The sequence below is a fragment of the Saccharopolyspora sp. NPDC050642 genome (genome assembly GCF_040654735.1).
GTDB lineage: Bacteria > Actinomycetota > Actinomycetes > Mycobacteriales > Pseudonocardiaceae > Saccharopolyspora > Saccharopolyspora elongata.
The window spans coordinates 36509-62794 of sequence record NZ_JBFAIN010000045.1; the positions used below are offsets into that span (position 1 = coordinate 36509).

General features: G+C 70.3%; 25 protein-coding genes. 11 read left to right on the forward strand and 14 right to left on the reverse strand.

Annotation, left to right across the window (positions count from 1 at the left end):
• The first annotated feature begins 29 nt into the window (after window positions 1-29).
• Window positions 30-569: a cupin domain-containing protein gene (locus AB0H93_RS38450; RefSeq protein WP_358580440.1), complete on the forward strand. Its 540-nt coding sequence runs from the start codon at window positions 30-32 to the stop codon at window positions 567-569.
• Between the two features lie 51 nt (window positions 570-620).
• Window positions 621-1250: a TetR/AcrR family transcriptional regulator gene (locus tag AB0H93_RS38455; RefSeq protein ID WP_358580442.1), complete on the forward strand. Its 630-nt coding sequence runs from the start codon at window positions 621-623 to the stop codon at window positions 1248-1250.
• A gap of 34 nt (window positions 1251-1284) precedes the next feature.
• Here the strand turns inward: AB0H93_RS38455 and AB0H93_RS38460 are convergent, their stop codons facing one another.
• Window positions 1285-2634: an MFS transporter gene (locus AB0H93_RS38460; RefSeq protein WP_358580444.1), complete on the reverse strand. Its 1350-nt coding sequence runs from the start codon at window positions 2632-2634 to the stop codon at window positions 1285-1287.
• Window positions 2635-2735: 101 nt separating this feature from the next.
• On the opposite strand from AB0H93_RS38460, the gene AB0H93_RS38465 reads away from it, so the two are divergent.
• Window positions 2736-3419, forward strand: a complete 684-nt coding sequence (locus AB0H93_RS38465) for an SDR family oxidoreductase (RefSeq protein WP_358580446.1) — start codon at window positions 2736-2738, stop codon at window positions 3417-3419.
• A 248-nt stretch (window positions 3420-3667) separates the two neighbouring features.
• On the opposite strand, the gene AB0H93_RS38470 is transcribed toward AB0H93_RS38465, so the two are convergent.
• The 3 genes from AB0H93_RS38470 to AB0H93_RS38480 form a co-directional block, all read right to left on the reverse strand.
• Window positions 3668-4999 carry an amidohydrolase gene (locus tag AB0H93_RS38470; protein ID WP_358580449.1) on the reverse strand — a complete coding sequence of 444 codons (1332 nt, stop codon included), beginning with the start codon at window positions 4997-4999 and terminating at the stop codon, window positions 3668-3670.
• Between the two features lie 403 nt (window positions 5000-5402).
• Window positions 5403-6059 carry a response regulator transcription factor gene (locus AB0H93_RS38475; RefSeq protein ID WP_358580451.1) on the reverse strand — a complete coding sequence of 219 codons (657 nt, stop codon included), beginning with the start codon at window positions 6057-6059 and terminating at the stop codon, window positions 5403-5405.
• Window positions 6056-7855 carry a histidine kinase gene (locus AB0H93_RS38480; RefSeq protein ID WP_358580453.1) on the reverse strand — a complete coding sequence of 600 codons (1800 nt, stop codon included), beginning with the start codon at window positions 7853-7855 and terminating at the stop codon, window positions 6056-6058. Before AB0H93_RS38480 ends, AB0H93_RS38475 begins: the two co-directional genes overlap by 4 nt.
• A gap of 269 nt (window positions 7856-8124) precedes the next feature.
• Between AB0H93_RS38480 and AB0H93_RS38485 the strand changes: the two genes are divergently transcribed.
• Both AB0H93_RS38485 and AB0H93_RS38490 read left to right on the forward strand, forming a co-directional pair.
• On the forward strand, window positions 8125-8832 hold the full coding sequence (locus AB0H93_RS38485; protein WP_358580455.1) for an ABC transporter ATP-binding protein: 708 nt from the start codon (window positions 8125-8127) through the stop codon (window positions 8830-8832).
• Complete coding sequence (locus AB0H93_RS38490; RefSeq protein ID WP_358580458.1) at window positions 8829-11054, forward strand: FtsX-like permease family protein; 2226 nt, start codon at window positions 8829-8831, stop codon at window positions 11052-11054. The genes AB0H93_RS38485 and AB0H93_RS38490 overlap by 4 nt, the downstream gene beginning before the upstream one ends.
• A 291-nt stretch (window positions 11055-11345) precedes the next feature.
• Here the strand turns inward: AB0H93_RS38490 and AB0H93_RS38495 are convergent, their stop codons facing one another.
• Window positions 11346-12566, reverse strand: coding sequence for a nitric oxide synthase oxygenase (locus tag AB0H93_RS38495; RefSeq protein ID WP_358580460.1), 1221 nt, complete (start codon window positions 12564-12566; stop codon window positions 11346-11348).
• A gap of 250 nt (window positions 12567-12816) precedes the next feature.
• On the opposite strand from AB0H93_RS38495, the gene AB0H93_RS38500 reads away from it, so the two are divergent.
• Both AB0H93_RS38500 and AB0H93_RS38505 read left to right on the forward strand, forming a co-directional pair.
• Window positions 12817-13248, forward strand: a complete 432-nt coding sequence (locus AB0H93_RS38500) for a nuclear transport factor 2 family protein (RefSeq protein ID WP_358580493.1) — start codon at window positions 12817-12819, stop codon at window positions 13246-13248.
• A gap of 87 nt (window positions 13249-13335) precedes the next feature.
• Complete coding sequence (locus AB0H93_RS38505; RefSeq protein ID WP_358580463.1) at window positions 13336-13926, forward strand: GNAT family protein; 591 nt, start codon at window positions 13336-13338, stop codon at window positions 13924-13926.
• Here AB0H93_RS38505 and AB0H93_RS38510 read toward each other — a convergent pair.
• From AB0H93_RS38510 to AB0H93_RS38520, 3 genes are all read right to left on the reverse strand, one after another.
• Window positions 13923-14276, reverse strand: coding sequence for a nuclear transport factor 2 family protein (locus AB0H93_RS38510; protein ID WP_358580465.1), 354 nt, complete (start codon window positions 14274-14276; stop codon window positions 13923-13925). The two genes, AB0H93_RS38505 and AB0H93_RS38510, sit on opposite strands and share 4 nt — an antisense overlap.
• Before the next feature lie 114 nt (window positions 14277-14390).
• Complete coding sequence (gene trmB, locus AB0H93_RS38515) at window positions 14391-15035, reverse strand: tRNA (guanosine(46)-N7)-methyltransferase TrmB (RefSeq protein WP_358580495.1); 645 nt, start codon at window positions 15033-15035, stop codon at window positions 14391-14393.
• A 143-nt stretch (window positions 15036-15178) separates the two neighbouring features.
• Window positions 15179-15751, reverse strand: coding sequence for a hypothetical protein (locus tag AB0H93_RS38520; RefSeq protein WP_358580467.1), 573 nt, complete (start codon window positions 15749-15751; stop codon window positions 15179-15181).
• Window positions 15752-15983: 232 nt separating this feature from the next.
• Between AB0H93_RS38520 and AB0H93_RS38525 the strand changes: the two genes are divergently transcribed.
• The gene (locus AB0H93_RS38525) at window positions 15984-16451 is read left to right on the forward strand and encodes a universal stress protein (RefSeq protein ID WP_358580470.1); all 468 of its coding nucleotides are present in this window, start codon (window positions 15984-15986) and stop codon (window positions 16449-16451) included.
• A gap of 361 nt (window positions 16452-16812) precedes the next feature.
• Here the strand turns inward: AB0H93_RS38525 and AB0H93_RS38530 are convergent, their stop codons facing one another.
• The 5 genes from AB0H93_RS38530 to AB0H93_RS38550 form a co-directional block, all read right to left on the reverse strand.
• Entirely contained in the window at window positions 16813-17538 is a 726-nt protein-coding gene (locus tag AB0H93_RS38530) for a hypothetical protein (protein WP_358580472.1), read from the reverse strand.
• On the reverse strand, window positions 17535-18482 hold the full coding sequence (locus AB0H93_RS38535) for an ABC transporter ATP-binding protein (RefSeq protein ID WP_358580474.1): 948 nt from the start codon (window positions 18480-18482) through the stop codon (window positions 17535-17537). Before AB0H93_RS38535 ends, AB0H93_RS38530 begins: the two co-directional genes overlap by 4 nt.
• A 168-nt stretch (window positions 18483-18650) precedes the next feature.
• Complete coding sequence (locus AB0H93_RS38540) at window positions 18651-19451, reverse strand: HAD hydrolase family protein (protein WP_358580476.1); 801 nt, start codon at window positions 19449-19451, stop codon at window positions 18651-18653.
• 52 nt (window positions 19452-19503) lie between these two features.
• A complete protein-coding gene (locus AB0H93_RS38545) occupies window positions 19504-20160 on the reverse strand; it encodes a response regulator transcription factor (protein ID WP_093261049.1) in 657 nt (218 codons plus the stop codon).
• A gap of 36 nt (window positions 20161-20196) precedes the next feature.
• Window positions 20197-21417: a histidine kinase gene (locus tag AB0H93_RS38550; RefSeq protein WP_358580478.1), complete on the reverse strand. Its 1221-nt coding sequence runs from the start codon at window positions 21415-21417 to the stop codon at window positions 20197-20199.
• Between the two features lie 218 nt (window positions 21418-21635).
• Between AB0H93_RS38550 and AB0H93_RS38555 the strand changes: the two genes are divergently transcribed.
• The 3 genes from AB0H93_RS38555 to AB0H93_RS38565 all read left to right on the forward strand — a co-directional run bounded on the left by AB0H93_RS38555 (window position 21636) and on the right by AB0H93_RS38565 (window position 25631).
• Window positions 21636-23186 carry a dynamin family protein gene (locus AB0H93_RS38555; RefSeq protein ID WP_358580480.1) on the forward strand — a complete coding sequence of 517 codons (1551 nt, stop codon included), beginning with the start codon at window positions 21636-21638 and terminating at the stop codon, window positions 23184-23186.
• A gap of 125 nt (window positions 23187-23311) precedes the next feature.
• The gene (gene grpE, locus AB0H93_RS38560; protein ID WP_358580482.1) at window positions 23312-23650 is read left to right on the forward strand and encodes a nucleotide exchange factor GrpE; all 339 of its coding nucleotides are present in this window, start codon (window positions 23312-23314) and stop codon (window positions 23648-23650) included.
• 127 nt (window positions 23651-23777) lie between these two features.
• Window positions 23778-25631, forward strand: coding sequence for a dynamin family protein (locus AB0H93_RS38565; RefSeq protein ID WP_358580485.1), 1854 nt, complete (start codon window positions 23778-23780; stop codon window positions 25629-25631).
• Between the two features lie 229 nt (window positions 25632-25860).
• Here the strand turns inward: AB0H93_RS38565 and AB0H93_RS38570 are convergent, their stop codons facing one another.
• On the reverse strand, window positions 25861-26142 hold the full coding sequence (locus AB0H93_RS38570) for a hypothetical protein (RefSeq protein ID WP_358580487.1): 282 nt from the start codon (window positions 26140-26142) through the stop codon (window positions 25861-25863).
• Between the last annotated feature and the right edge of the window lie 144 nt (window positions 26143-26286).

Consider the following 26286-nt stretch of genomic DNA (forward strand, 5'->3'; position numbering starts at 1 on the left):
TTCGTGGTGAGACCCAGAGGAGGATCACCATGTCCTACCCACCAGACCGGTACCGGGGCGACGCCGGCGAGATCAGCGCTTCCTTCCGCCCGGCGGACGCCGATCCGGAGCTGGTCAACCCGTCCGGCACCAGGACCTACTACCTGGCCACGGGGAAACCGACCGGCCGAACCCACGACATCGCCACCGACGGCGAATTCGGGCTCTACCACGTGGTCGACCTGGCTCCCGGCGCCGGGACCGGCACCCACTTCCACAAGGCGATGTCCGAATCGTTCTTCGTCACCGACGGATCGCTGCAGGTCTACGACGGGGCGAAGTGGCGCGAAGCGACCAAGGGCGACTTCCTCTACGTGCCCCCGGGCGGACTGCACTCCTTCTACAACAGGTCCGACGAGCCGGCGTCGTTCCTCATGCTGTTCGCGCCGGGCGCCCCGCGCGAGGAGTACTTCGAAGGCGTCGGCCACATCGCGGCGCTGAGCGACGCCGAGCGAGAGCGGTTCTTCGTGGAGCACGACAGCTACTTCACCGACCTGCGGTCCGGCCCCAAGAGCGGCAACTCCCGGTGAGGCCCGACGTAGACTGCACGGAGTAGTGCAGTTCGTTGGAAGGGGGCTCCGGTGTCACCGACCGGCCGACCGGAGAAGCGCCGCGCCATCGAGCAGGCGGCGCGCAAGGTGTTCGGCCGCGAGGGCTACACACGGGCCAGCGTGGACGCGATCGCCGCAGAAGCGCAGGTGTCCAAGCGCACCATCTACAACCACTTCGCCGACAAGGAACAGCTCTTCCTGTCGGTCGCGCTGGACGGGGCGCACGAGGTCACCGACGCCATCGCGCGGCTGATGGAGCTGCACCTGCGGAAGATCGTCGACCTCGAGGAAGACCTCGTCGCCTTCTGCCGGGACCGGGTCGCGGCGGTGGCGGAGTTCCCGGACCACTTCGCGCTCGTCCGGACGCTGGAAGCTGAGGTGACCCGGATTCCCCCGGCGGTGCTGGAGAAGTGGCTGGCCGCGGGCCCGCAGTCGGCGCACGAGCGGCTCGCGCCGTACCTCCGGAAGATCGCCGACAACGGCCTGCTCGAATTCGACGATGCGGAGCGGGCCGCCTTGCACCTCAACCTGCTCACCATCACCGCCGTGCTCCAGCGGACGTTCTACGGCTCGATGCCGATTCCGCAGTCCGAGGCCGACGAGCTCATCGTGAGCGGTGTGCGGGCGTTCTTGCGGCTGTACGCCGCTGCTCGCTCCTGAAGCACGCTGCTGCGTCCACTTTGGATGCCGTGCGTCAGCTTTCGGATCGGCTGCCGGTCGATTCCCGCTGCTCCCCGCGTGGCGCGGCGCGGAGGGCGACCACCGTGATCGCCGCCGTGACCATCACGATGCCCACCACCCACAGGCCGGTCTTTTGCGAGCCGGTCGCGTCCTTGAGCGCTCCCGTGATGTAGGGCGCCGCGAACCCGCTGATGTTGCCCAGCGAGTTGATCAGCGCGATACCGCCCGCCGCCGCCGCGCCCGCCAGGAAGTTGCTCGGCAACGCCCAGAAGGTGGGCAGCGCCGCGCAGACACCGACGGCGCAGATCGTCACGGCGACCATCGCGCTGAACGGATTGCCCAGGTACAGCGCGATCGGGATGGAGATGCCGCCGAGCAGCATCGGCAGCGCGACGTGCCACACGCGCTCCCGCGTCCGGTCGCCGTGCGCGGCCCAGAGCACCATGGCCACCGCGCCGATCACGTACGGCACCGCCGTGATCAACCCCGTTTCCATCGTCGACAGGTCGGTGCCGTACTGCTGCTCGAAGCCCTTGATGATGGTGGGCAGGAAGAAGCCCAGCGCGTACAGCCCGTACGCGATGCCGAAGTACACGAACGCCAGCGCCAGGATCCGCGGGTGGGTCAGCGCCTTCCGCAGCGGCCAGCCGTGCGCCGTCTCGGTCTGCGCGCGCTCGGCCTCCAGCTGCTCGGTCAGCCACGCGCGCTCCTGCGGCGACAGCCACTTCGCCTGGGACGGCCGGTCGGTCAGGTAGAACCAGGTCACCACCGCCAGCAGCATCGCCGGGATGCCCTCGACGAGGAACATGAACCGCCAGCCGGACAGGCCGAAGATCCCGTGCCCGGTGCTGATCAGCGCGCTCGACACGGTGGCGCCGATGGCGCTGGACACCGGGACCGCGGTCATGAACAGCGCGACCGCCTTCGCCCGCTGCACCGCCGGGAACCAGTAGGTCAGGTACAGGATGATGCCCGGGAAGAACCCCGCCTCGGCCACGCCGAGCAGGAACCGCAGCACGATCAGCGCGGTGGGGCTCGGCACGAAAGCCATCACCGTCGCGACCACGCCCCAGGTGATCATGATGCGGGCGAGCCACTTCCGCGCCCCGAAGCGGTGCAGGGCGAGGTTGCTCGGCACCTCCAGCACCAGGTAGCCGATGAAGAAGATGCCCGACGCGAAACCGAACGCGGTCGCGGTCAGCCCCAGCTCGTCGTTCATGCCGTTCGGGCCGGCGAAGCCGATGTTGACCCGGTCCAGGTAGTTCACGAAGTAGAGCAAGATCAGGAAGGGCATCAACCGCACCGCGACCTTGCGCAGGATGCGGTTCTGGGCACCCGCAGGGGCGGCGTCGACACTGCTCACTCGGGTGACCTAAGCCTCATACCCCCAATGGGTCAAGGGGTAGTCCGCTGATTGGGACGGCCGGTCGCCGGGCCGAAACCGTACGGCGATACCGTTAGGACATGCCCGAACGCCCAATTGCCCTGGTCACCGGCGCCTCGCGAGGCATCGGTGCCGCCGTCGCCCGCTCGCTTTCCGACACGCACGACCTGCTGTTGGGCGGGCGCGACGCCAACGCGCTGCAGGAGCTCGTCGACGAGCTCCCCGGTGCCAAATCGTGGCCCGTGGAACTCACCGACCACGACGCCGTGGCCACTGCGGTCGCCGACATCGAACGGCTCGACGTGGTGGTGCACAGCGCCGGCCTGGTCGAGCTGGCCTCGGTCGCCGAAGCCTCCAGCGACTCCTGGCGGCGCACCTTCGAGCTGAACCTCTTCGCCGTCACCGAGCTGACGCGCCTGCTGCTGCCCGCGCTGCGCGCAGTGAAGGGCCACGTGGTGCTGGTCAACTCCGGCGCCGGCCTGTCCGCGAAGCCGAACTGGGGTTCGTACGCCGCGAGCAAGTTCGCGCTGCGCGCCTTCGCCGACGTGCTCCGCGCCGAGGAAGCCGGGCACGGCGTGCGGGTCACCTCGGTGTTCCCGGGGCGCACCGCCACCGACATGCAGCGCACCGTCCGCGACCAGGAGGGCGGGGCGTTCGAGCCGGACCACTACCTGCGCCCCGAGTCGGTCGCCGCGCCGATCGTGTCCGCGGTGCGGGCCACCGGCGACGCACACCTCACAGAGATCGTCATCCGGCCGTCCTGAGGCCCGTTCCGCAAGGGCCGACCCGCATGTGCCCCCGCGGGTACCTAGGCCCTTTGCGGGAGCCGCAGTCTCGCTGTGGCCGCTCCGGCGTGGCGAAAGCCCTGGTCGCTACGTCGGAGCCGTCCCAGCCGGACGACCTCACCGCAGTCCGAGCAGCACCGCATGCCGCAAGCGGCTGACGCCGCCTCGCGAAGCGCGCCCTGCCCCAGGGCCGGCCGAAGCATCCGGCCGGAACAGGTGGGCCGGGTTCAGCCCCGGATGTGCTGCGCGGACTTGCGTGCCGTGGCCTGCACGGTGCGCCGGTCCACCCGCGTGGGCTCGCGCTCGTGCAGCACTTCTTCACCCGCGACCCAGACGTCCCGCACGCACCGGGAACCGGCGGCCCACACCACGTTGGCCAGCACCTGATCGTCCGGCGCGTCCAGGCCCGTGGCGAACGCCGGGTTGTCGATGTCGAGGTGCATGATGTCGGCCCAGCGCCCGGGTTCCAGCGCACCGATGTCGTCGCGGTGCAGCGCCTCGGCCCCGCCTCGCGTCGCCGCGAGCAGCGCCGCCCGCGAGCTCAGCGCCGTCGCATCGCCCGTGACCGTCCGTGCGAACAGTCCTGCCAACTGCACCTCCTCCCACAGATCCAGATCGTCGTTGCTGGACGGCCCGTCGGTGCCCAGTCCCACCGGAATGCCGGCGGCCAGCATGTCGACCAGCCGTGCGGTCCCCGACGCGAGCTTCGCGTTGGATCCCGGACAGTGCGCCACGCCCACCCCGCGGCGCGCGAACAACTCGATGTCGTCGTCCGACAGGTGCACGCCGTGCGCGGCGAGCACCCGGCCGTCGAGCACGCCGAGCTTCTCCAACAATGCGGGCACCGAACCGAACTGCTTGCGCTGCTCGGCGTCTTCGGCGGCGCTCTCCGCCACGTGCGTGTGGACCAGGGCGGCACGCTGTTGCGCGGACTCGCCGATGGTCTGCAGCGCCTCCGGCGGCAGCGTGTAAGCCGAATGCGGCCCGTACGCCAGCTCCACCCGGTCACCGGGGCCGAACCGAAGGCCGTCGGAGTCGATCCACCGGTTGATCCCGTCGACCATGCCCTGCCAGCCGCCGAGCTTCTCCAGCGCCGGCGTGGAGATCACCGCCGATGCGAACACCACGCGCGAACCGACCGCCAGGGTGGCCTCCACCACCGACTCGCCCATGAAGTACATCTCGGCGCTCGTCGTGACGCCGGCCCGCAGCATCTCGACGCACCCGAGCTCCATCCCGGCGCGGACGTCCGCCGGACGCAGCCGAGCCTCGGCGGGCCAGATCACCTCGTGCAGCCAACGCAGCAGCGGCAGGTCTCCACCCATCCCCCGCAGCAGTGTCATCGGGCTGTGCGCGTGCGCGTTGATCAGGCCCGGCAGCAGGATTCCGCTGCATTCCCGGACGGTCGCGTCGTTCGGGCGTTCCGGCGCCCCGGCCCGCGGCCCGCAGTACACGATGCGACCCTCGCCGTCGACGTCCACCACGGCGTCCCGGATCACCGAGCAGCCGGGATCGCAGGGCAGAACCATCGGTGCGTGCAGGCGCAGTGCGATCGACATGCCCGCATTCTGCCCGACGCTCATCCGCCGCCCGCCGTGCTTATGACAAGCAACATGATCACCCCCGCCAGCCCCGCGATACCGCCCAGCACCGCCATGAAAAAGATGTCTTGCGTGCGCCTCGTCATGACTCCAGAATCGCCGGATTCCGGCCCCTGGACCTCGGCTGATCGGCCCGTCGACCTCGTTCGATCGGTCAGTCCCAGCCGACCGTTCGACCGACCCCGAACGGGTAGGCGCAGCAGGCGGGTTCGGCCGTGCAGCAGTGCCGGTGCAGCAGCGCCGCGGCTCGCCGGGCAATGCTGTTACACCGCAAGAAACCAACGGCGTGGCACACAAACGCGGCGCACGCGCCGACAGGAATCGGCCGGCTAAGCCGCGCCAACGCGCGCCACGGCGAAGATCATTCGTCCATGAGCCCGCTGCGCCAGGCCCAAGCCGCGGTCTCCACCCGGTTGCGGGCCTTGATCTTGCCCTGCGCGGAGGCGAGGTGCGTCTTCACCGTCGACAGCGACATGAACAGCTCCTGGCCGATCTCGCCGTTGGTCAGGCCGCGCGCGGTCGCCCGCACGACGTCGAGCTCGCGTTCGGTCAGGTCCACGCTCGGCGCCTGCACCGCGCGACGTTGCACCTGGGGCTGGGAGAAGTGCTTGAGCAGGCGCACCGTGATCTGCGGCGAGACCAGCGCATCGCCGCGCTCCGCCGCCCGGATCGCCTCCAGCAGCAGCGTCGGTCCGGCGTCCTTGAGCAGGAAGCCGCTCGCCCCGTTCCGCAACGCGCTGTCGACGTATTCGTCGAGATCGAAGGTGGTCACGACGACCACCTTGATCGGGTCGGTGACATCGGGGCCGGCCAGCTGCTTGGTGGCCTCCAGCCCGTCGATCCCGGGCATCCGGATGTCCATCAGGCACACGTCCGGCCGCTTCTCCCGCGCGACCCGGACCGCGTCCACGCCGTTCGCGACGTCCGCCACCACTTCGATGTCGTCCTGGGATTCCAGGATCATCCGGAAACCGGCGCGCACCAGCTCCTGGTCGTCGGCGATCAACACCCGGATCATCGCTGTCCCACTTCCCCGCTCTGCTCCGCCAACGGCAGAACTGCTTCGACGCACCAACCGATGTGGTCTCCGGGACCGGCCCGGAACCGGCCGCCCAGCAGCTCGATCCGCTCCCGCATCCCCACCAAACCGTATCCGCCCGAGCCGCCGACCGGTTGCTGGCGTACCGCCGTGCCGTCATCGGTGATCCGCGCGTAGATGTTCACCGGGTCGGCGTGGACGTCGATCTGCACGTAACTCGCGTCTAGCGCGTGCTTTTCGGCGTTGGTCAGGGATTCCTGCACCACGCGGAGGGTGGACCGGGCGACCTCCGGCGGGATCTCCCGGCCGAGGTCGATGCGCAGGTCCACAGTGGTCGGCCGGTGATCGCCGACCGGAACCCGCCGGGTGGCGTTCACGAGGGCTTCGAGGTCCGCTTCGAGGTCGGTGGTGGCCTGCTCGGTGGCCGTCGACGCGCCGGCCGGCTCCGCGCCGCGCATGCTCGCGACCAGCCGGCGCATCGCGGTCAGCGCCTCGGTGCCGCTGTCGGCGATGCGGGCCAACGCGTCGGTCGCCGCCTTCGGGTTCTTCTCCGCGACCATCTGGGCTGCTTGGGCCTGCACCACGATGCCGGTGACGTGGTGCGCCACCACGTCGTGCAGTTCCCGCGCCAAGGCCATCCGCTCGGCCTGCTGCGCATCCGACACCGCGCTGCGCACGGTCTTCGCGCGCTCCGTGTCCCGCGCGCGGAAGTACAGCCCGGTGCCGACGGAGATGACCAGCAGCAACCCGCCCATGAAGACCGGTTGCAGGTAGTCGTTGAATTCGTTGAGCGACGACGATTCGACCGGGATGACGAACAGGGCGAACAGCGCTGAACCGACCAGCGAGACGCCCGCCAGCAACGCGCGCTGCGGCTCCGCGTGCCTGGTGGCGTAGGTCATCAGCAGCATTCCCGCTCCGGTGGAGGCGAACGGGATTCCGCCGATCATGCTGACGTCGGCCGCGAGCCCCCAGAAGCGCATCATCAACGCGGTCAGCGCCAGCGCCGTGGCTCCGAGCACCGCCGCTTCGAACGGCCGGACCGGCCCGACGACGGCCAGCACCGACATCACGACACCGCACAGCAGCAAGACCACGCCGCTGAGCAGCGAGTCGTACCCGGTCTTCGTGAATTCCAGGAAGACCAGCGCGCCCAGCACCGCGATCACCGGCCACTGCCGGCGCACCAGCGCGCGCAACGGGGTGTCCCGGGATTCTTCCGGCGCGGACCGCCGGCTGCGCAGGTAGATGCCGGTGCCCGCGGTGAGCATCAGCTGGAGGAAGCCGAAGCTCAGCGTCTGGCCGAACACCATCCCCGGGTAGGCCCACGACGAGTCGAGGCGCACCAGCACCGATGCGACGCAGGCCACCACCAGCGCCGCGGTGACGGGAATGGCCTTGCGCAGCGGGCGGAACCGGAACAGGTAGAGCACCAGCAGCAGGCCCGCCAGGTTCTCGGTCGGGGTGATCTTCTCCAGCCCCAGGGAGTGGAAGTACGCGCCATTCAGCCGGCCGACCACCGTGTTGCCGCACAGCACGGCCGTGGCCGCGAGCCCGCACCAGACTGGCGCGCGGCGACCGAGGATCGCCAGCAGCGCCATCGCGGTGATCCCTGGGATCAGCACGATGTCGTCTTCGAACAACCCCAGCGTGTTCCCCAGCCAGATCAACCCGAGCAGCCCGGCGAAGATCCACTGCTCGCGCAGGAGATCACCGAGCCGCCGCCACCACGGGGCGGTCGGCCCGGGTCCGGGGCTCGTCGCGATGTTGCTCACGGCTCGACCGTAACCGGTGGCCCGATTCGAACACCTTGGCCGAATGGTTCGAATGCCCTGACCGATCGGCCGACCCTCGCGCGTCGATCAGCGGCCCCGAGGCCGATCCGGAATCCGGCGCCGACCGCCAATCTCGAATCCAGCAGGTCCCGCACCGGTGGGGCCCCGAGATCCGGACCGCAGCCCGAACACAACCGCAGGCACGGCGAGCACGGGCCAGCACGGCGACGAACGGCGTTAGCGGCGCGAAACGAGCAGGAGGAAGGAAGATGTCGGCTTCAATCGTCGACCGGCGGCCCGGGGAGCCGTTCCTGGTGGGGCGCGGATTGGTCAAGAACTACGGCTCCTACCGGGCGCTGGCCGGGGTGGACCTCGCGATCCGCACGGGCGAGGTGATGGCGATCGTCGGGCCGTCGGGCTCCGGCAAGACGACGCTGCTGCACGTCCTGGCCGGGATCCTGCGCCCGGACGGCGGCGAGGTGCTCCTCGACGGGCACCGCATCGACCAGCTCGGCGAGGCGAAGCGCAGCGCGCTGCGGCGCCACGAGTTCGGCTTCGTCTTCCAGCAGGGCATGCTGGTCGGCGAGCTGACGGCGGAGGAGAACACGGCGCTGCCGCTGCTGCTGGCCGGTGCCAACCGGAAGCAGGCGCTGGAGGGCGCGCGGGACTGGCTGGGCCGGCTCGGTCTCGGCGGGCTGGAGAAGCGGCTGCCCGGCGAGCTCTCCGGCGGTCAGGCGCAGCGGGTGGCGATCGCGCGGGCGCTCGCGCACCGCCCCAAGGTGATCTTCGCCGATGAGCCGACTGGCGCCCTGGACACCCGCACCGGCGAGGAGACCACGCAGGCGCTGTTCGCCGCCGCTGCGGCGACCCAGGCGGCCGTGGTCATCGTGACGCACGACCGGGAACTGGCCGCCAAGACGGGGCGGATCGTGGAGATCCGCGACGGCTTGATCGCGGGCGGGGTGATGGTCGGATGAATCCCGTGCAGCTGGCGCTGCGGGTGCTGCGCGTCGACTCGCGCAGCCGCCTGTCGGCGCTGCTCACCGCCGCCGGGGTCGCGGTCGCCACCGCGCTGGTCCTGTTCCTGGCGACCCTGCCGAACGCGACGGACGCTCGAATGGATCGGGCGGCCTGGATGCGCGGTGCCGCCGATCCCTCCGGGGCGGTTTCGCAGGCGAGCCTGGACTTCTTCGAGAACGAGAAGATCATCCGGCTCGACGTGTCGGGAGAACGGCCCGCGGTGGACGGCGCGCCGAGCTTCCCCGGTGCCGGCGAGGTCCTGCTGTCGCCGCGGTTGGCCGAGCTGGCGAAGCAGCGCCCGCCTGAAGAGCTCGCCAACCGCTTCGACGGCAACGTCGTCGGAGTTCTGGACGAGACCTCGCTGAAGTTCCCGGAGCAGCTCGTCGCGGTGGTCGGGCACCAGCCGGGCACGCTGGACGCCGTCAAGGCCGAGGAATCGGGCTGGATCGCGGCCGGTACCGACGATTTCCTGCTGAAGTTCCTGTCCGGGGTGGGGATCGTGCTGCTCGCGATTCCCAGCCTGGTGCTCGTCGCGTCGGCGGCCAGGCTGACCGCCGCCAGACGGGAGCGCAGGCTCGCGGCCCTGCGGCTGGCCGGTGCGACGCCGGGGCAGGTGGTCGGCACCGTCGCCGCCGAGACCACCATCTCCGCTGCGGCGGGAACCGTCGTCGGTCTCCTGCTGAGCTGGCCGCTGCGGTTCGTGGGGGCGCAGGTCCCGTGGGGTGGCGGCACCTGGTTGCCGAGCGACTTCACGCCGTCGGTGCCGACGGTCGTCGCGGTGGCGGTCGTGATTCCGCTGCTGGTCGTGCTGGCTGCGGTGCTGGGTCTGCGCCGCGTCGTGCAGGCACCGGTCGGCGCGGCGATGAACCAGTCGCGGAAGGCGCCCAAGGCGTGGCGGCTGCTCGCGTTGCCCGCGGCAGCGGGGTTCTTCGCGTTCGGGCTCTCCACGGCCGAGGAGACCGGCGGCCTGACGTTCATGCTCGCGGCGCTCGCGGCGGTTCTGCTGTCCGCCTCGATCGTCGGTCCGTGGTTGACCGGCGCGCTCGGCAAGCTGTTCGCCACCACGTGGCGACGGCCTGCGATGCTGCTCGCGGGCCGGCGGCTGCGCAGCGACCCGAAGGCCGCCTACCGGTCCGTGTCCGGCATCGTCCTCGCGGTGTTCGTCGGGTCGATGGCTCTGACGCTGCTGCCCAGCTTCGAGGCATTCGCGGGCGGCGGGCGTTCCTTCAAGGACTCCGTGCTGTACCTGGACGTTCCGTCCGCGACGGTGGCCGACCAGAAGAAGCGCGTCGTCGGCGAGCTGGAGCGCCGTGGCGCGAACGCCACCGTCGTGAGCGCGAACCAGGTCACCCTCGAGACCTCCGAGGGCGGCGAGTACGCCGGCCTGGTGATCAGTTGCCCGGAAGCGGCGGCGGTGACCCGGATGGCCGTCGGCGTGTGCGCGGGACCGCCGGCGATCCGCGCTGATCCGGCCACCGGGCTGCCGGACTCGGGGCTGCGCATCCGGGCCTACGCGGCCCGGGACTCCAACGAGGAGCCGGCGACGTTCGGGTTGCCCGCCAACGTCGTGACGCGGCCGCTCGGCGGCCAGGATCCCGAGTTGAGCTCTTCGGTGCTGATCGACCCCGAGCTGGTGCCCGAGGTCGCGAACGTCGGGGAGTCGACGCTGGTGGTGAACCCGGCGACCGACGCCGACCGGGAGAAGGTGCGGACCGCGCTCGCCGCGGCACTGCCCGCCGAGAGCTTCATGAGCCGCGAGCTGCGGCTGGAGGACCAGCAGACGATGCTGGGCGACCTCAAGCGGGTGACCGCCATCGGCCTGGGACTCGCCGCCCTGCTCGCGGGCAGCAGCGCCGCGATCACGGCCGCGTCGTCGGTGGTCGATCGCCGACGCACCTTCGGCGCGTTGATCGCGGCCGGAACCCCGGTGCGCATGCTTGGGCGCGCTCTGCGGACCGAGGCGGCGCTGCCCGCGCTGGTCGCGACGCTGACCGCCGGTGCGGGCGGTATCGCGATCGGGGTCTCGATGCTGACCCTGTTCGGGGATGACGCCCCGATGGTGATCAGCGGCTGGATCCTCGCCCCGGTCGTGATCGGCGTGGCCGTCGCGGTGCTCGCCGCCTCCAGCAGCGGCCCGATGCTGCGCAGGATCAGCAGCGAACCCATCGCCGACGAGTAGTGGGCGAGCGCCCTGTCAGCAACCATCCGGCCAGTTCCGCCCGCGCGGGACTGGCCGGATGGCCATCCGGGGCCGACCACATGACCGATCCGCCGGACCTGTCCCGAACGTGATGCTTGAAGAGTCGGAAGGAAAGACCAGGGAGGTCAGAGATGCTCGCCAACATCGTTTCCGGAATCGGAGCCTTCATCGCCCTCGCGGTGCTGCTGCTCATGTCCCTCAGCGCGGTTCTCCCCGAGATCATGGACCGCTTCGCGGCCCGGCGCGGTGCGTCGACGGCCGGTGCGCGGGTCAGTCCTCGGGCAGGCCGGTTCCCAGGCAACGCCGGTTCATCCGGGCCAGCACGTCGTACCGCGGCCGGCTCGGTTCGGGGGACCGGAAGCCACTCGGTGCTCCCTGCCGGGCACGCCGGGTCGCTTCCTTGGTGACGGTGAACATCGGCCGGGAGGCATCGGTCCGGGGCTCGGAACGCAACCAGGCCAGCCGGTGCAGTGCCTCGCTGTGGTGGTCGGTGATCGTGACGCGCGCGGAGTCGAACGAGAACAGCACGGCCCGGTTGATCTCGACGATCGCCCGGTCCCGCCAGAGGGTTCGTTCGGTGGAGGTGTCCATGCCCAGCCGTTCGGCCACGTGCCGGGTGACGCCGTACGCGTTCTCGTCGGCCAGGCCGCGGGTGCCGATCTCGGTCCCCACGAACCAGGTGTTGAACGGCGCGGCCGGGTACCGGATGCCGCCGATGAGCAGCTGCATGTTGCTGATCAGGGGCACCGTGTGCCAACGGAGGCCCAGCTCGACGAACCACGGGAACTCCGGGTGCTCCAACGGGACTTCCTGCACGACGTCGCGCGGCACGGCCACCGGCTTGGGGCCTTCGTGGGCGGTCTCCACCACCAGCGGCAGGTGGTCGAAGCGCCCGCGCTGGGTCGGCGGTTTCCAGCCGAGGCGCTGGGCTTCGGCGGTGAACCCGCTGTACCGGGCGTCGCCGAGCACGCCGCCGTCGGACAACGCGTAGCCCGCGTACCGGACGACCTGTTCGTTCCAGATGCACGGGCCGGGACCATCCGGCGAGTCTGGGGCGAAAACCGTGATCAGCGGCTGGATCTGGCCCGCATTGGTGGCCAGCCGGAGATGTTCGAAGCATTCGCTGGCGATCGCTGAGGCGTTGCGCAGGCCGCGAAGATCGCGGACCTTCAGCCGGCGCCATGACACACCGCTCGTGCACCACCCGCTGTCGCGCAGCGCGACGCGCGCGCCGTAGGCGAGTTCCTCGCTCGTGTGGCGGTAGGTACCGGTGTCGGCGAACTCCTGGCGCACCTCGGCTAGACGCTGGGACAGGGAGCCTGCCTCGGGATGAGCGTCGTGGAAGGCCCGCAGGAACTGCTCGGCCGCCGAGATATCCGTGGTCGGTTCGGACCGATCGGCGACGAGTCGGCTCGTGCCCGTGGCGTATTCGCCACCGATGTCCGGCGGGCGCTGCTGGGTCGGGATGACTTCATCACGGATATCCGTCACGGGCCGGAAGGTAGTCGCGATCGCCGCTCACTCGTCACTACATGAGCATTCTTCTTTTCGGTGAATTCACACCACCACGATCGCGCGACAACCCACTCATCGTGACTTCCATCGACGCGCAGGTCACGGCGCTTAATCGCCCAATTGAGTGAACATCTTGCTGTTCGTCGTGGATGGCCAGACCCAGTGCGGTGTCTGATCACCGCCAGCACCCGGCCTCCCGCGCGGCAAAGCTGGACGCGTGACGGCGATGAAAACGAAGATGCAGGTGTTGGAAGGCATGTACGCGGCGGAGGCCGAGTACCTGGCGGCCGGCGGGCCCGGCGAAGCGAGCTTCGAACCGCTCGCCGAGTTCTTCTCGCCGCAGGTCGTCCTGCACCAGGCAGAGGCGCTGCCCTACGGCGGGAGCTGGCGGGGCCACCAGGGCATGGAACGGTTCTTCCTCGAGATGAGCCGAACCTGGGAATCGTTCGAGATGCTGGCGCAGGACTTCCTGACGCCGAGCGACACGACCGGGCCGCTGGTGGTGCTCACCCAGGTCCGAGCGCGCTCCCGGGCGACCGGCCGCGGGCTCGAATTCCCCATCCTGCAGACGATCGAGATCCAGGACGGGCAGATCGTCGACATCCGCCCGTTCTACTGGGACACCGCAGAGATCGCGGAAGCTTGCACGAACGCGTGACCAGCGCTCGTCCGAGCCGGTTGACATTGCGCGCGGAGAGCGGAAAAGCCTTGGACGCGAGGGCGAAACGCTTGCTGGGATAGCCGGATGAGTTCCTTCTGGACGGGCCGGCTCGTTCGGCTGCGTGGCATCGAGCCCGAGGACTGGCGAGCGTTCATGCGGATGGACTCGCACTCCGAGCACCAGCGATCGGCGGACACGCTCTACCCGCCGCGCTCGGCCGACGGATACCGCGCGTGGACGGCCGAGCAGTCCGCCGCGCAACCGGTCGGCGACTCGCTCCGCCTGGTGATCGAGGCGCTGGACAGCGGTGCGCTGGTCGGGTCCGTCTCGACCCATGACGCGGATCCGCGCACCGGCCGGTTCTCCCACGGCGTGGCGATCGACGACCAGTACCAACGGCGTGGCTATGCGGCCGAAGCGGTCGTGCTCCTGCTGCGCTTCATGTTCGGCGAGCGCCGGTACCACAAGTGCGAGGCGCAGATCTACGCCGACAACGAGGCGTCGCTCGCGCTGCACCGCACGCTCGGCTTCATCGAGGAAGGCCTGCTGCGCGAACACGAATTCTTCGCCGGTCGTCACCACGACCTGGTGGTCATGGGCGTGACGGCCCCGGAGTTCGAGGAGCGGCACGGTCTCGGCGAAGCGCCTTCCGGCGATCGGCGCGACGAGGCCTAGCCGAGCAGGTTGGGCTGGTCGATCACCCAGAGCCAGGTGCCGTCGGGCTGACGGCGGGCCACCTCGACGGTGACGCCGCCGTCGGCCAGCCGCACGGAGGTGAGCGCCAGGTCGCCGTTGCGGATCGCGGGCTGCGTCTCGCCGGGCGCGAACTCGGGCTTGGCCGCCACGAGCTGCTCGTACGCCGCGCGGATCTCCCGGTGCCCGACAACCCGGCCGGTCGGGACGATCAGCACGGCGTCGGGCTCGTACAGCGCCACCAGTCCGTCGACGTCGCCGGCGTTGAGCCGTTCCAGCACGAACCGGTTGAGGTCCTCCGGCTGCGCTGCGCGCTGGCGGTCGCTGGTCATCGCGCTCGTCCCCTCTGCTCAGGCAACTCGTTCCGAGCACACGATGGCAGCAAGGTCCGACACGACAACCGATCCCGGGCGGCAGCAGCTCGCCGAGGTCTACCGCGGAACCGCTTAGACGCGCTCGAAGATCAGGTCGTGGATTTCGCGGCCCTCTTCGTGCGCCCGGTTCTCGAACTTCGTGATCGGTCGCCACTCCGGCCGTGGCGCCCAACCGCCAGGCTCGCCGGCGTACCGGTTGCGCAGCTGCGGTTCCGCCTGGCAGACCTCCAGCATCTGCTCGGCGTAGTTCTCCCAGTCCGTCGCGAGGTGCAGCACGCCGCCGGGCGCGAGCCGGGATGCGATCAGCCGGACCGAGTCGGGCTGCACGAGACGGCGCTTGTGGTGGCGCTTCTTCGGCCACGGGTCGGGGAAGTAGATGCGCACCTCGGCCAGCGACGCGGGCTCGATGTGGTCGCGAAGCAGCACGATCGCATCGCCGCGCAGCAACCGGAGGTTGGTGATCTCCAGCTTCTCGGCCCGCAGCATCAGCTGGGCCAGCCCAGGCTTGTAGACCTCGACCGCCACGTAGTTGGCGTCGGGCTGGGCGGCGACGAGCTGCGCGGTCGTTTCGCCCATGCCGGAGCCGATCTCCAGCACCGTCGGCGCGGAGCGGCCGAACCAGGCCGCGAGGTCCAGCGGGCCCTCGGGCAGCGCGGTCACCTCGGAACCCAGCTCGGGCCAGTGGCGATCCCAGGCGCGCTGCTGGCCCACCGTCATCCGCTCGCCGCGCTGGACGTAGCTGACGACGGTACGACGAAACGGAACCTGCTGGTCAGAGGCATTCACGGGGACTCAGTATCGCAAACCGGTGCCGGGCCCCGACGACCGAACCCACTCGTCCGGGCGGCGGGGCCGGTGGATCACCAGGATTCGATCTGGCCCAGCATCGACACCAGGCCGGTGGACCGCTTGACCGGCACCGGAACCGGCTCGGTCTCGCCGTGCGCCGGGACCACGTTCAGCCAGCCCCGGTGCTCGTCGGTCAGCACCACGGTGGTCGGCATCCGCATCGGCGCCCGGTCCGACGGCGCGAACTCCCAGTACCCGGCCTCGCCGATGCCGGCCCAGGGCACGAAGACCCAGCCCGGTCGCGTGCCGAGCACCGCGTGCGCCTCGTCCTCGATCTCGAACGCCGCTTTCCGCGATTCGATCTCGCCGCGATCCAGCGCCCGCAGCCACCACGGGGCGGGGAGCCGCCGCTTGGCGCCGTGCAGCTTGCGGAACAGTTCGAGCACCTGGTGCTCGGGCGCGGTGTGGATCCAGCTCCGCCGCAGCGATGCCGGTGTCGCCGCCTCCAGCGCGGGCGGGTGTGCTTCGGTGGCCAGCGACCATTCGAGCCTGGGCACCGGTTCCAGCTGGACGTCGTCCGTCGAACGAACTCGCGCACCGTCCTGCTGCGCCGGAACTGCCGGGATTTCCTTCGATTGCACCATCGGCCCACCCTTCTGCTGTTGAGAAAGTTGCGAGCCACGAACTCGCCCTCGGCCAGCGCATGCCCCCAAGCGACGCTGGTTCGGGACATCCCTTACTCATGCCTTACCACAACGAATGCAAAGAATGACGCGAGCATATCGATTGTGTCAAAAGTCACATGTTTACAACGTGTTCGGCCCATCCACCGCAGGTCGACTCGACAAGTCACCCCGATGCGGTTGGAGTGGGGGGGTGCCAGACCAGACGATCCAACAGGTGGAGATCGACGGCGGTGTCGTCGTCGGCGTGGACAGTTCCGCATCGTCGCTGCGCGCCTTGATCGTGGCGGCCGAGGAGGCCCGGCGCCGCAGCGTCCCCTTGCACGTCGTGCGGGCCTGGAGCTTCCGGACCGCGCCACGACCGGCGGACTGCCCGCCGAACGTCGTGCCGAGCATGGACGAGTTTCAGCAGTCGGTCCAAGCGGACACGGAACGCATCGTGGTCAACAAGCTCGGCGAACACCCCGATCTCCCGGTCCACATACACGTCGTCCACTCGCCGTCGCCGCAGGCGCTGCTGTCGGCATCGCGGGGAGCGGACCTGCTGGTCGTCGGCCATCGCGGGCGTGGTGGGTTCGCGGGCCTGATGCTGGGCTCGGTCGCCGAGCAATGCGTCCGGCACGCGGCCTGCCCGGTCCTGGTGGTCCGCCCCAGCGTCTGACGCGGGACGCCGCGCGAGGTCCGCTGCGGTAATCCGGAAAGCACAGGGCCCGGGCCATCCCCCGAATGACAGCCCGGGCCCTCCCCCGTCCCGACCGCCGGCGCCCCCGAGCGCTTTGCAGTCGGTCGAATTCGGTTGTGCTAGTCGGCCCCGTCGTCAGCCTCGCGCGGTGTCCACAGCGGACCCTGCGGTGCCGCACGCACCGGGAGGCGACGTCTGCGGCTCGATCTTGCCGCTGATCCTATCGGTTGACGTGATCAGACTCTCGGCCGGGCCGGGTAACGTTTTGCTATCCCGCGCCCAACTGGGCATTTCTATAGTTGATCATGAAAGGTTCCACAGCCGCTTCGGTTCTCGCTGGTCAGGCGTCGCGGCGTCGAACGATGATCAAAGCGATCACCCACAGGACCACCGCGACGGCCGCGAAGTAGGCCAGCGCGCCCCACGGGCCGAACGGCATGTCGCCCACCCCGTCGGTGCCCGAGAGGAAGTGGCCGGCGGCGTTGAACGGCATCCACTTCTGCACGTCGGCGCCGATCTTCGGGATCAGTCCGACCAGGCTCTCCACCAGCAGCGGCCAGAGCAGCAGCAGGGCGACGGCACCGGCCGTCTGCCGCAGCATGGCGCCGACCGCGACCGCCAGCACCGCGCCGATCGCGAACACCAGGCCGACCCCGGCGACCTGGCGCCAGTCGTCGCCCGTGGCGAAGGCGAGATCCGCGCCCGGTGCCAGCAGCTTCGCGACTCCCCACGAGCCGAATGCGGCCACCTCGCCGATGATCAGCGCCACCAGCGCGACGACGACCGTCTTGGCCAGCAGCGCGGCGGTCCGGTTCGGCACCGCCTGGAAGGTCGCCCGGATCGTGCCGAACCGGTACTCGGTGGTGATCGACAACGCGGCGAGCACGAGGACCACCATCAGGCCGAACTGGTAGCCGACCTGCGTCATCGACAGCGACATCTCGTTCTCGAGCTGGGACGCGAACAGCGTGGTGAAGCCGATGGTCAAGGCCAGCGCGAGGAAGGTGCACCACCACGGCGACCGGGTGGAGAAGAGCTTGATGCGTTCGACGGCGAGCAGGGTCATCGGGCCACCCCCGAGGTGTTCAGCGCGGACGCGGCGGCGCCGAGATTGGTCTGGTATTCAACGGCGTTGCCGGTCATCTGCATGAAGGCCTCCTCCAGCGAGCTCCGCTGCGCGGTGAGCTCGTGCAGGACGATCCCGTGCTGTGCGGCGAGTTCGCCGATCTGCTCGGTCTCGGCCTCGTCGACGACCAGCGTGTCCTGGGCCGTCGACCGCACGCTCAGTCCCTGCGCGCTCAGGAGCTGCTGCAGCTGCGCTGCCCCCGGCGAGCGCACCAGCGCGCCCTGGGTGCCTGCGTTGTCCACGAACTGCTGGGTGCTGCACTGCGCGATCAGCTCGCCGCGGCCGATCACCACGAGTTCCTCGGCCGTCAGGGCCATTTCGGAAAGCAGGTGGCTGGAGACGAACACGGCGCGCCCCTCGGCGGCCAGGCTCTGCATGAACCGCCGGATCCAGTGGATGCCCTCCGGGTCCAGCCCGTTCACCGGCTCGTCGAACAACAGGATCTTCGGGTCGCCGAGCAGGGCGGTCGCGATCCCGAGCCGCTGCGACATGCCCAGCGAGAAGCCGCCCGCCTTGCGGTTCGCGACCTCCTCCAGGCCGACCATGCCGAGGACCTCGTCGACGCGCTTCGCGGGCAGGCCGTTGGACTTCGCCATCCACAGCAGGTGGGTGCGCGCCGACCTGTTGGGGTGCACCCACTTCGCGTCGAGCAGCGCGCCCACGGTGCGCAGCGGGTTCTTCAGCTCGCGGTAGGGCTTGCCGTCGATGCGCACCTCACCGGACGTCGGCCGGTCCAGGCCGAGCATCATGCGCATGGTGGTGGACTTGCCTGCCCCGTTGGGGCCGAGGAAACCAGTGACCCGGCCGGGCTTCACGGTGAACGACAGGTTGTTCACCGCGACTTTCGGTCCGTAGCGCTTGGTGAGGCCGATCGCCTCGATCATGATCACTCCTGTAAGCCGACAATGCCGCGGCCCAACCGGGCCACACCACAAAGCGTGCCTGGTCGACCCGTGCGCCTGCATCGACCCAGCGTCTGGACCTCGGGTCAGACCTGAGTCGTAGTCGGCCCCGTCCTGCGGGATGACAGCCTCAGGGATGTCCCGGAGATCTCACCGGAACCAGCGGTCCAGGACCGCCGCCAGCCCGTCCTCGGCGACCGGCCCGGTGACCTCGTCGGCCGCGGCGCGCACGATCTCCGCAGCCTGCCCCATCGCGACGCCGTGCGCCGCCCAGCGCAGCATCTCGATGTCGTTGTCCCCGTCACCTGCGGCGAAGGTGTCCTCGCTCGCGATGCCCAGTTCGGCGCGCAGCTTCTCCAGCGCCGCGCCCTTGGTCACGCCTTCCGGCACCACGGTGACCCACGGCTCGTAGTGGTCCACGGTGCAGGTGCAGTTGGGCAGCCGGACCCCGGCCATCGCCGCGATGAGCTCGGCGGGCTCGTGATCCACCCAGTTCGCGATCAGTCGCGGCACCGGGTGGTCGACGAGTTCGTCCAAGGTGGCCAGCTGCTGCGGTCCGTGCAGCTCGTCCTCGGGGAACTTGCTGGTCACCAGGCTGCCGGCGCCGACGTCCTCGCTCGCGAAGATCGCCCCGGGCAGCCGCCTGGTCAGTTCGGCGAGCACCGGCCCCGGTTCGAACGTCTCGATCGACACGGGCTCCCGCGCCGCCACGTCGACCCGCACCGCTCCGTTGGAGCACAACGCGACTCCGCTGGTCAGCTCCAGCTCGTCCAGGATCGGCAGGGTGCCGAGCATGCTCCGGCCGGTCGACACCACGACCTGGGTGCCCGCTTCGACGACGCGGCGCACCGCGGCCTTGACCTCGGCGGAAATCGCTTGGGTGGCGGGGTCGAGCAGGGTTCCGTCGATGTCGAGGGCGATGAGTCGGGGTTTCCACGCGGCGTCGCTCACCACCGCAGGCTAGCCGTCCACCAGCGCGTTCGTGGGTGGCTGGAGGCGCAATTCACGCCTCGCCCGGTTTGACCAGACCGGTTTCGTAGGCGAGCACCACGGCCTGCACTCGGTCCCGAACGTCCAATTTGGACAGAATTCGGCCGAGGTGGGTCTTCACGGTGGCCTCGGACAGGAACAGCGTGCCTGCGATCTCGGCGTTCGACAGTCCTTTCGCGACCAGCACCAGCACCTCGCGCTCCCGCTCGGTCAGCACGTCGAGCACCGACGCGTCCCGCAGCTGGCCGCCGCGCTCGCCGAGGAACCGGTCGAGCAGCCGCTTGGTGACGCTGGGCGCGACCACCGCGTCGCCGCTGGCCACCGAGCGCACCGCTGTGACCAGGCTCTCCGGCGGGGCGTCCTTGAGCAGGAAACCGCTGGCTCCGTTGCGCAGCGCGGAAAGCGCGTACTCGTCCAGGTCGAAGGTGGTCATCACCAGGACCTTCGCGCTGTCCGCCGCGACGATCCGGCGGGTCGCCTCGACGCCGTCGAGCACCGGCATCCGGACGTCCATCAGCACCACGTCCGGCCGCAGCCGCTCGGCGAGCTCGATCGCCTCCTCGCCGTTGCCCGCCTCGCCGACGACCTCCAGGTCATCCTGCGCGTCGAGCACCATCCGGAAGCCCATGCGCATCAGTTCCTGGTCGTCCACCAGCAGCACCCGCACCATGCCGTACACCCTATCCGAGCTGGGGTTTCGGGTTTCTCAGCGACCTTTCTCGGCCGATGCCCCAGGCTGCGCGCCCGGATCGAGCGGCAGCACCGCGTGCACCCGCCAGCCGCCCTCGGGTCGCGGACCGGCCTCCAGCGTGCCGCCGTAGACCGCGGCGCGTTCCCGCATGCCGATGATCCCGTTGCCGCCCGAGGCCAGCCCGGACGGCTCCTTCCGGATGCCGTCGTCCAGCACCTCGATCTCGATGCGCTGCCCGTCGTTGTCCACCCGGACCGAGGCCGTGGTGCCCGTGCCGCCGTGCTTGAGCACGTTGGTCAGCGACTCCTGCACGATCCGGTAGACGCTGAGCCCGATCCTGGTCGGCAGCCCGGCGAAATCGCCGGTCAGCTCCATCGACACGGCGAGCCCGAGGCCGCGCACCCGGTTCACCAGGTCGCTGAGGTCCGCGGCGGTGGGCTGCGGGATGCGGCCGGGGTCTTGCTCGTCGCTGTCGCGCAGGACGCCGAGCAGGCTCCGCAGTTCGCCGAGGGCCTCGCGGCCGGTGCTGCCGATCGCCTGCAACGCGCGCTCGGCGAGATCTGGGTTGCTGCGCAGGGCGTATCCGGCGCCGTCGGCCTGTGTCACCATCACGCTGACCGAATGCGCCAGCACGTCGTGGATTTCCCGGGCGATCCGGTTGCGCTCCTCGGCGACCGCGATGCGCGCCTGCTGATCGCGTTCGAACTCCAGGTTGCGCAGCCGTCTCTCCACCTCGGCGTGGTAGGCGCGGCGGGCGCCGATGAACTCGCCCAGCACCCAGCAGAAACCGGCCAGCATGACGAAGAAGAGCACCTGGACGAAGATCAGCTCGGCCAGGTTCCCTTCCCGCTGGCCGCCCGTGAACAGCCGCGCCAGGTAGAAAGCGCCGGTCAGCGCGGTGTAGAGCGCCGCGATCCGGCGTCCCTCGCAGGCGACCAGGGTGTAGATCATCATGCACGGCGCGATGAGGGCCACGGTCGAGCCCGGGCCGGTGTTGACGACCGACATGATCGCCATGCCGAGCAGCGCGACGTACGCCGACGGCACCGGCCAGATGCGTCGCACCGCCAGCGGCACGGTCAGCAGCACCCCGGCCACGACGTACAGCCAGGCGGGCATGCCGATCGAAGGCTTGCCCTCGTCGAGCTCTCCAAGGTGTACGAGCAGCATGAAGGTGGCGATCCCGCTGTCGCCGACCAACGGGCGCGCCCGCAACCAGAGGCTCAGTTTCCGCACTTGGCGAGGTTATGCGCCGCATACGTGGTCCGGCGTCATCCCACGGGCTCGACCCGGGTCAGCCTCAGGTCGCACCCGCGCGGAGGTGCTTCGTCGTGGGCGGGGATCCGACCGCGGCCTGCTGGGCCGGTCCGTGATCGCGCGCACTTGGTCCGGTTCGGTGCGGGTGCGTGGCAGGATGTAGCGCGCAGCGAGTCGCACGATCGGGAAGGTCGGACTTGAGTACGGCAACCGAGCAGCAGCACTGGCCTGGCCCGCTATCCGCGGCGGTCGCCCGGCTGTGCACCGGGTTGCAGCCGCAGGTGTCCGAGCGGACCGCGGCCGGCTTCGCCGAGGTGCTGCGCAGGCTCTCCGCGCCGCTGCAGGTGGCCGTCGCGGGCCGGATCAAGTCCGGCAAGTCCACACTGGTCAACGCGCTGATCGGACGCCGGGTCGCGCCCACCGACGTGGGCGAGTGCACCCGGCTGGTCACCCGCTTCCAGTACGGCACCGTGGACCGCGTCGAGGTCGTCTTCCACGACGGCAAGAAGCAGGCCGTGCCCTTCGACGCCGACGGCGGCATCCCGGCCGACCTGGGCGTGGACATCGACGAGGTCTCGCACCTGGAGGCCTACCTGACCAACGCGGTGCTGCGCGACCTGACGGTGATCGACACCCCCGGGCTCGGTTCGCTGGACGCCGCGTCCGTGGCGCGCACCGAAGAACTGCTGGGCACCCGCAAGGAGGACGCCGACGACGCCGACTCCGATCTCGATCCGGTGTCGCGCAACGCGGTCGCGGGCGCCGAGGCCGTCCTCTACGTCGTGACGCAGGGCGTCCGGGCCGACGACGAGCAGGCCCTGGCCGCGTTCACCGCCGCCACCGCCAGCCGCGAGGCCGGGCCGGTCAACGCGATCGCGGTGCTGAACAAGGCGGACACCATCGAGCCGAGCTCGGTCGAGGACTCGGGCGGCGAGGTGTGGAAGGCCGCGTCGCTGCTCGCGGAGAAGCAGGCCCAGCTGCTCAAGCCCAAGGTCGCCGACGTGCTGCCGGTGATCGGCCTGCTCGCGGAGACCGCCGAATCCGGCGAGTTCACCGCCGCCGACGCGGAGGCGCTGCGCGGCCTCGCCCAGCTGGACGAGGCGACCCGCGAAACCCTGCTGCTGTCCGCGGACCTGTTCACCAGCTGGGAGTGCGACGTGCCTGCCGGCACCCGCAACCGGTTGCTGGAGCGGATGGACCTCTTCGGGATCCGGAGCGCGCTGGAGGCGATCGACGCGGACCCGGAGATCACCGCGGGCGCGCTTCGGCGGCGACTGCTGGATTCCTCCGGGCTGGCTTCGGTGCTGAACCGGCTGGACACGGTGTTCCGGGCGCGGGCCGACGGGATCAAGGCCGCGGCAGCGCTGGCCTCGGTGACCGCGCTCGCGCACGCCTCCGGCGACCAGGGCGAGCGGCAGCGGGTGCACGACGCGATCGAGGTGCTGCTGGCCAAGCCGGAGGCGCACCAGCTCCGGGTGCTGGAGGCGTTGACGCTGGTCGCGGCCGGTGCGGTGGCGATGCCCGTGGACCTGGCCGAGGAAGTGATGCGGGTCGGCAGCAGCAACGACCTCGGCGAGCAGCTCGGCCTGCCCGGTCGGCCCCGCAACGAGCTGACCGATTACGCGCTGGAGCGGGCGAACTGGTGGCGCTCGTTCTCGTCGTTCGGCGCCACGCCCGCGCAGAGCCGCATCGCGCACGTGGTGCACCGGGCGTACTTCCTGATCTGGCAGCAGTTGCGGTCCGGGTGATGGCGATGCGGGGCTGGCGACGCAAGAATTCACCTGAAAGTGGAACCGGTGGTGTTCCCGAGGCGTCCGATCCGGACGAGGGCACGGCAGTTGCCCCGGACGCCGACGCAGAGGTGGGAACCGACATGACCGCCGTGACCAGCGATGTCGTCACGGATCAGCTGGATCGCGCGCTGACCGAGCGGGCGACGCTGATCCAGCTGTGCATGTACGCGATGGACCGGGCGCGCAGCGCGGGAGTGGTGGAGCGGCTGTCCGAGGGGCTCAGCGGCATCGGCGTTTCGGCGCTGCGGCCGGACGGCACCCGCTTCGACCCGGCGCACCACGAGGCCGGTGGCATCACGCCCACCGACGACCCGGCCCTGGACGGCGTGATCGCCGAGACCGAGGTGCTGGGCTTCGCCGATCGGGACCGCGTGCTGCGCGCCCCGGTGGTGACCGTCTACCAGCTGCGGCAGCAGTGACCGCCACGGGAGCCGCGGGCATGGTTCGGTTGGTGGCAGTTTCAATTGAAACTGCCACCAACCGAACGCGTGAAATCGGCGGTCGCGCCGAGGGCGAGCATGGCGGGGTTCGAGAGGAGCGAGGCGCATGACGGCACCGGGCGTCGCGGTCACCGTGGGCCTGCCGCAGCAGGTCAAGCAGGCCAGGGAGAAGCTGCACGGGTTCCTGCGGGAGGCCGACCCGACCGCCGCGGAGTGGGTCGAGCAGGTTCGGCGCGGCCGCCAGAAGACGCCCAGCGTCGTGGTGGTCGGGGAGACCAACCGGGGCAAGAGCTCGCTGGTCAACGCCCTGCTGGAGCACCCGGGACTGTCCCCTGTGGACGCCCAGGTGGCCACCACCACGTACCTGGAGTTCACCCACGGCGAGCAGTGGGCGGCGCACGCCTGCTACCCCGGCCAGCAGGAGCCGGTGCCGTTCGACCTGGCGGAGCTGCCGAACTGGGCCAGCGCGGGCCGCGAACTGCCCGAAGGTCAGCTGCCGCCGCGCTACGTGCAGATCACCGCGCCGGTCGACGCGCTGGCCCGGGTGACCGTGGTGGACACCCCGGGGGTCGGCGGGCTGGACGCCCTGCACGGCGAGCTCGCGATGGAGGCGGCGGCCTCGGCGACGGCGCTGCTGTTCGTCGTCGACGCGTCGGCCCCGTTCACCCGGGGCGAGCTGGAATTCCTGCAGAAGGTCGCCGAGCGCGTCGAGACCGTCGTGTTCGCGCTGGCCAAGACCGATCAGCACCGCGGCTGGCGGCAGGTCTTGGAAGCGGACCGGAAGCTGCTGGCGGAGCACGCGCCGCGGTTCGCCGACATGCCGATCTTCCCGGTGTCCGCCCGGATGCAGGAGCTGGCCGGGAAGGCGCCCAGCGAGCAGGCCGCGGACATGCTGCGCGAGAAGTCCGGCATCGTCGAGCTGCGCACCGAGCTGGAGCGGCTGATCGGCGGGCGGGCCGCGATGCTCGGCGAGGCCAACACGATGCGGGCACTGTCCACTGTGCTCGGTGAGCTGGTCGCGAAGCTGTCGGCGGAGAAGCGCGCGCTGACCGTCGGCGAGGACGAGGCGGAGTCGCTGCGCGCGCGGCGCGACGAGCTGTCCACCGCGCGGCGGTCGTCGACGCGCGGGTGGCAGGTGAAGCTGCGCGGCGAGATCCAGCGGACCCGCGTCGAGACCAGCCACGAGGTGGCCCGCCAGGTGCGGGAGGTGCAGAACTGGTTCCGTCGGGCCATCGACAGCGCCGACCGCAACCAGCTGGCCGAGCTGCCCCGCCACGTCGACGCGGCGTTGCAGATGGCGTCGACCCGGGTGGCGGCGACGCTGTCGGCGCGGCTGGCGGCGGTCGCCGAGCAGTCGTTGAAGGAGCTGTTCTCCGCCGAGGAACTCGACGTGATCCGCTCGCAGTTCGCGCGCGGAGCGCAGGCGCCGATCGCGTTGCGCCCGCCGGACAAGCGGCCGCCGACCGCGGAGGACAAGCTCCTGGTGTTCATGGGCGTCTCCGGCGGGCTCGGCGTCGGCCGGGCGGCCGCGATGCCGCTGGCGGGCCTGGGCATCGCGGCGCTGAACCCGGTGGTGCTGCCGGTGACGATCGTGCTCGGGCTCGGGGCCGGCTGGTGGATGGCGCGGACCCGCAAGCACGCGGCGGACAAGCAGCACCTGAAGCAGTGGCTGACCGAGGCCATCGCGGATGCCCGCTCGGCGCTGGACCAGCTCGTGGCGGAGCAGCTGATCGAGGCGGAGCAGCAGCTGTCGCTGGCCCTGGACGACGCCCTGACCAGGCGGATCGAGGCCATCGAGGGTGAGCTGCGCGAGGTGGACAAGGCGCTGAAGATGGACGCCGCGGAGCGCAGCCGGCAGCTGCAGACGGTCAACCGGCGCCTCACCGAGGCCACCGCCGGGCGGGAACGCGCCGAGAACCTCCTGGGCAGCATCCGGAATCTCCGCGACACCGCCTCCTGAGCCGGGCCGTGGCGCGGCCTGCGGGAACGGCTCAAGTGATCTGAACGCACGACCGAGCCTGAAACGTCGTTGCGGCGCCGGTGACCGGGCGCGTGGGGTCGGGGGCATCGCGCCCGGTCACCGGGGTGGGCCGGTGCGGGTGGGGGTTGGGGGAGGTCGCCGCACCGACCCTGCTCGGGGTTCGTGAGCGGTTCGGATTGCTATAGCGATCCAAAGCACTCACGACCTGTTACGGGCGCAGGTGGTGCCGCCCGGTCGGCTCATCGGGGTCGGTGGTGGGGAATTCCGGTGGTATGCGGGGATGTTCGTGTTCCGGCCCGTGCTCGTCTGCCGCTTTGCGGGTTTCGGCTTCGATGTCGGCTATGAGGTGCCAGACCGTGTAGGCGCCTTCGCCGCCTCCGGCGTGCTGGCCTGTGGTGAAGGCGATGGCGCGGGCGGGGATCTGGGTGGTGAGCATGGCGAGGATCAGCAGGTTGAACAGGACGAACGTGCTGAGCTGGATCCAGAACATGGTTTTCTCCCTATTGTTGATGTTTCCGCTGGTCAGTAGTCGTGAGTGGTTGTGGCTGCTCTAGCGGCCACACGCACATCCTGGACGCCGACCAGCCATTGACCGGAATCGACCAGGCCAATGGCAAGGAGGTCGAGTTCTACG